General features: G+C 67.8%; 4 protein-coding genes and 1 pseudogene. 2 read left to right on the plus strand and 3 right to left on the minus strand.

Annotation, left to right across the window (positions count from 1 at the left end):
* Nucleotides 1–266: 266 nt before the first annotated feature.
* The 3 genes from FVW27_RS07395 to FVW27_RS07405 all read right to left on the minus strand — a co-directional run bounded on the left by FVW27_RS07395 (nt 267) and on the right by FVW27_RS07405 (nt 3840).
* Complete coding sequence (locus tag FVW27_RS07395; protein ID WP_167123991.1) at nt 267–998, minus strand: GntR family transcriptional regulator; 732 nt, start codon at nt 996–998, stop codon at nt 267–269.
* Between the two features lie 278 nt (nt 999–1276).
* On the minus strand, nt 1277–2737 hold the full coding sequence (locus tag FVW27_RS07400) for a sigma-54-dependent transcriptional regulator (RefSeq protein ID WP_012613111.1): 1461 nt from the start codon (nt 2735–2737) through the stop codon (nt 1277–1279).
* Nucleotides 2722–3840, minus strand: a complete 1119-nt coding sequence (locus FVW27_RS07405; protein WP_012613110.1) for a sensor histidine kinase — start codon at nt 3838–3840, stop codon at nt 2722–2724. Before FVW27_RS07405 ends, FVW27_RS07400 begins: the two co-directional genes overlap by 16 nt.
* A gap of 332 nt (nt 3841–4172) precedes the next feature.
* Between FVW27_RS07405 and FVW27_RS07410 the strand changes: the two genes are divergently transcribed.
* Entirely contained in the window at nt 4173–4634 is a 462-nt protein-coding gene (locus tag FVW27_RS07410) for a response regulator (RefSeq protein WP_012613109.1), read from the plus strand.
* A gap of 35 nt (nt 4635–4669) precedes the next feature.
* Nucleotides 4670–5157 (plus strand): annotated as a pseudogene (locus tag FVW27_RS07415) (PEP/pyruvate-binding domain-containing protein); the annotation flags it as partial.

A 5157-nucleotide genomic window follows, 5' to 3' on the forward strand; every position in this document is an offset into this window, starting at 1 on the left:
GGTGCGCGCCGCTTCGAACTGCAACGCCGGGCGCACCGCGAGGGGGTGGCCCTGCCGCGGGGGCTGCATCAGGACCTGCTGCGGCGCGCCGGGCGCGGCACGGACGCAATCTGACGGGCCACACGCCCATGGCATGCTGTCCATCGCCCGCCTTGCGCGGATGAACAAGAACGGGCCTTCCCTTTGGGGAAGGCCCGTTCCATTGGTATGCATGCAGACGCACGACGCGGGCGTGCCGCCCGTCCGGCGGACGCCCGGCGGGGCAATCAGGAAAGCTTGGTGCGGTAGTGGAAGTTGGCGGTCACGCAGCGGGTGTGGCGCAGTTCCACGGGGTTTTCCTCGATGTCCATGGCCACGCGGCGGATGGCCAGCAGCGGGTGCCCCACCGGCACGCCCAGGCGCTCGGCGTCGACCTTGTCGGCGGCCACGGCGGTGATGCTTTCGTCCGCCTTGGCGATGGTGACGTTGAAGCGCTTCTGGAAGAAGTCGTACAGCGTGTTGGGCAGCGACCCCACGGGAATGGCTTCGATGCCCGGCATGCGCGCGCAGCTCAGGGTGATGCGCTCGTTCAGCAGCGGCACACCGTCCAGCGAACGCACGCGTTCTATGCGCAGCACCGGTGCACCCAGGGCAATGTCCAGCGCTGCGGCCTCTTCGGCGTCGGCCTTGCCGGGGGCGGCTCCGAGCACTTCTGAAATGGGCAGGGTGCGCCTGTCCTCGCAACTGACGATGCGGAAGAAGCGGAACAGTGCCTCGTCCGCGTCGAAGGTGGCCACCGCCGTGCCCTTGCCCTGGTACCGCACCACGCGGCGCTCGGCGGTCAGCTCGTTCAGCGCCTTGCGCAGGGTACCGTGGCTGACGCCGTATTCTTCGGCCAGTACGGGTTCGCTGGGCAGGAAGCTGCCCGGTGCCCATTCACCGGCGGCGATGCGGCGGAGCAGCGATTCCTTGACCTGTTGGTACAGGGGGTTGAAGGCGGGCTTTACGGGCATGTGCATCTATGGGGGGTTCCGGAAGCCGTGGGCTTCCTGTTTTGGGTCAAGTCTTGCAAAAAATATAAGATAACAGTCTTGCCGTTTGCTGTCTTGCAACTATCCGAGAAACGGGCGCAACACAAGAGGCTGATAACGGATGAAACCGGCCAGGCACGCGGTGTGGCGGGCCTTTTCATTGATGCTGGTTGATCGGGCAGCCGTGCGCCGCCACGGGGCGCGGGGTGGCCCGCCCGTGCGCTGCAATGGCGCGGAAATGGCGGTGCGGCAGCGATGGCCCGCCGTCAGGAAACCTGCGTCTCGATGCGCAGTCCGTATTTTTCGATCTTGGCCAGCAGGGTGGGGCGCGAAAGTCCCAGCAGGCGCGCGGCGCGGGTGCGGTTGCCCCCGGTAAGGTGCAGCGCCTCGCGCACCACCAGCCGCCCCACGTGGTCCATCAGGGAATCGAACACGTTGTCGCCGTCGCTTTCGCTGAGGGTGCGTCGGATGAGCTCCTGCATGGTCTGGTCGGCGGCCAGCGAAAGGTCGCAGGCCGGGCCTTCGCTGCCGGGTCGCACGCCCCGGCTGGCCTCCAGGGCCTGCTTCAGGTCCGGCTCTCCCAGCGGCCCCCCACGGCTGAACACCAGCGCCTTGTGCACGGAGTTGCCCAGTTCGCGCACGTTGCCGGGCCACGGCTGCGCTTCCAGGTAGGCCAGTGCCTCGGGGGTGATGCCGGGGTTCGGCATGTCCATCTCGCGCGAGAAGCGGGCAAGAAAGTACCGTGCCAGCGGGGGGATGTCCTCGCTGCGTTCGCGCAGGGGGGGCAGCCACAGGGTGACCACCTTCAGCCGGTAGTACAGGTCCTCGCGGAAGCGCCCGTCGGCCACGGCGGCCTCCAGGTCGGTGTTGGTGGCCGCGATGATGCGCACGTCCACGGGGATGGGCTGCCTGCCGCCCAGCCGTTCGATCTGCTTTTCCTGCAACAGGCGCAGCAGCTTGGCCTGGATGCCCAGCGGCATGTCGCCTATTTCGTCCAGGAACACGGTGCCGCCGTTGGCCTGCTCTATCTTGCCCACCCGACGGTTGGTGGCCCCGGTGAAGGCCCCCTTCTCGTAGCCGAACAGTTCGCTTTCCAGCAGGGTGTCCGGGATGGCCACGCAGTTGATGATCAGGAACGGCTTTTCGCCGCGCAGGCTGTGCTGGTACACGGCGCGGGCCACCAGTTCCTTGCCGGTGCCCGATTCGCCCCGCACCAGCACCAGGGCGTCGGTGGGCGCGGCCCGGCCGATGGCCTTGTACACCTGGTGCATGGCCCGGCTGGTGCCTACCAGGGCCTCGCCCAGCGTCTCCTGCCCGGTGCCGTCGTCGCCGTCGGCCACCATGTCCACGCGGGCGCGCATGCGGCGGCCCGCCTCCACGGCCTGCTCGATGAGCGCTAGGATGTCCGGGATTTCGAACGGCTTCAGGATGTAGTCGAAGGCCCCCAGCTTGGTGGCCTCGATGGCGGTCTCGGTGGTGGAATAGGCGGTCATGATGACCACCGGCAGGCGGGCGTCTATCTCGCGGATGGCGCGCAGGGCGGTCAGGCCGTCCATGCCGGGCATGCGCACGTCCATGATCACCAGTTCGGGCAACTCTTCGCGCACCAGCTTGATGCCCTGCTCGCCGGTGGAGGCGGCACGCACGTCGTGGCCTTCCCCGGCCAGCAGGCGCTGGAAGCTCTGGCGCAGTTGCAGTTCGTCGTCGACGATCAGGATCTTAGCCATGAGTCGTCCTTGCGGGCAGGCAGCACGATGACGAAGGTGGCCCCCTTGCCGTGCGCCGAATGCAGGTGCAGCCAGCCGCCATGCTCCTCGAAGATGCGCCGGGCGATGGGCAGGCCGAGGCCGGTGCCTTCTTCCTTGGTGCTGAAGAACGGCTGGAAGACTTCCTCGCGGATGTGCTGGGGCACGCCGGGGCCGCTGTCCGCGATGCGGATGACCACGGCCCGGCCCAAGGGATTGATGATGCCCTTTTCTTCCGTGATGTCCAGCGTGCCGTCGTAGCCCATGGCCTCGCACGCGTTCAGGATGAGGTTGACCAGCGCCTCCTTGAGCTGCTCTGCGTCGCCGTCCACCACGGGCAGGCGTTCGGCCCGGTGCACCGCAACCGCCACGTTGAACGATTCCAGGCGGTGCTTGAGCAGTTGCAGGGTCATGTCCACCACGTCGGACGGGCTGACCGGCTGCATGCGCAGGCGCGGGCGGCGCGAGAATTCCAGAAAGTTGGTGACGATGGCGTCCAGGTGGCGGATTTCCGCGGCGATGACCTCGAAGTCCTCCTGCTGTTCCTTCTGGTCCGGCCCCAGCTTCAGGCTGCGTTCCAGCGCGAACAGGCGCAGCTTCACCGAGGTCAGCGGATTGCGGATGGAATGGGCCACCCCGGCGGCCAGCTTGCCCACCAGGGCCAGCTTTTCGGTCTGGCGCAGGGTTTCGTGGCTTTCTTCCAGCTGCACCTGGGTGCGGTGCATGGTGTCCAGCAGGTGGCGCAGGCGGCGGTCCAGCACCTCCACCTCGTTGCCGTAGGCGTCGGCATCCTCCAGCCCTTCCAGGGCCAGTCGGCGGATGGGCCCCAGCACCTGGCGGAACACCACCACGGCCAGCAGCCCGGCCAGAAACAGCACCAGCAGCATCAGCCCCAGGGCGTCGGTGGCCGGGTCCGCCGTCCAGGTGCCGAAGGGCGTGGGAAGGGACAGCCGGCCGCTGGCCATGAGCAACGGCAGCGCGGCGGCAGCCATGGACGTGGCCGCCAGCGCGGCCAGCAGCAGGCCGATGCGTACGCGCAGGCTGGGGCGAAAGCGCACCACCCGGGGCAGTATCCAGTTCACCATGGCGAATCCGTGGGCCAAATGTGAGGTTGCGGTACCGGTATGTCAGTGGGTCAGGGGCGGTTCTAGCCCAATTTGCGCGCGGTAACAACGAGAGGGGCGGGTGGCCGGGCTGTCCGCCTGCGCGCCCCCGCGTGGCCAGGCATGTCCCGGCCCCGGTTTGTCACGACATGACTCTGCATGACTCTGCATGACAGGGGCACGAGAGTGCGACTGTCGTGTGTCCAGCCACCTTGTGGCCCATCCCAAAGAACGGTAGGAAGGCAGGGCGGACCCGCGCTCCTCTGCCGCACGCGCACGGGGGCAGGCCCGCCATCCTGACGCCGGGAGGCTTCATGACCGACACGCCGACATCAGATGCCCATACCGGCGGAGCCCCGTCCGGTGGCGTTCGTCCCTTGCCGCGCGTCCTGCTGGTGGACGACGAGCCCGAAAGCACCGAAATGCTGGCCCTGCGCCTGGGCAAGCGTGGTTTTCCGGCGGCGCGCGCGGCCAGCGGAGAAGAAGCGCTGGAGCATCTGGCCCGTGAAGGGGCCGACGTGGTGGTCATGGACGTGAAGATGCCGGGCATGGGCGGCATGCGCGCGCTGGAGCGCATCCGCACCGAGTTCCCGGGGGTGGAGGTTATCATGCTTTCCGGCCACGCCGACATGGAGGTGGCGGTGGAGGGCATGCGCCTTGGGGCCTTCGGTTACCTGATGAAGCCCACCGATTTCGACGAATTGCTGTTCAAGATCGAGGATGCCTACACCCAGTGTCAGCTTGAGCGCAGGGCTGCGGCGCGCAAGGGCTCTTAGGGGCATCCAAAACCTGCACCCACCCGGAAACCGCCATGGGTCTGTTCTGCTGGCTGCCCTTCCGCCGCAAGCGGCGGGACGAGGAGCGCGCCGCCGCCGAAGAGGCCTTCGCGGCGCGGTATCACCGCTTCAAGCTGGTGCTCAACGCCTGGGCCAAGTTGCAGGAAGTGATGACCGAGATGGAACTGGCCCTGTGCTGTGTCCATCCCTTCGGCATGCAGACGGTGCGCTCGCTGTGCACCCGCATCACCACCCAGGTCTTTCAGTGCATCCGCCAACTGGATGAACTGGCCCCCGGTCGCTACCCCGAACTTTTCGCCCGCTTCGACGCCATCCAGGCCGAGGTTTCGGCCATCGTCTATGGCCGCCCCGCCACCATGGACGGCCCGCTTGCCCTGCCGTTAGGCCATCCGGACCTTACCCTGCCCGACCTTGCCGACCCTGCCCTGACCCGGCTGGGGGAACTGCGTGCGGCGCTGGCGCCGCGCGACGGGGAGGCTGCCGCGCCCGCCACGCCCGTGAC

Origin of the sequence: Nitratidesulfovibrio liaohensis (genome assembly GCF_011682075.1) — a bacterium.
GTDB lineage: Bacteria > Desulfobacterota > Desulfovibrionia > Desulfovibrionales > Desulfovibrionaceae > Cupidesulfovibrio > Cupidesulfovibrio liaohensis.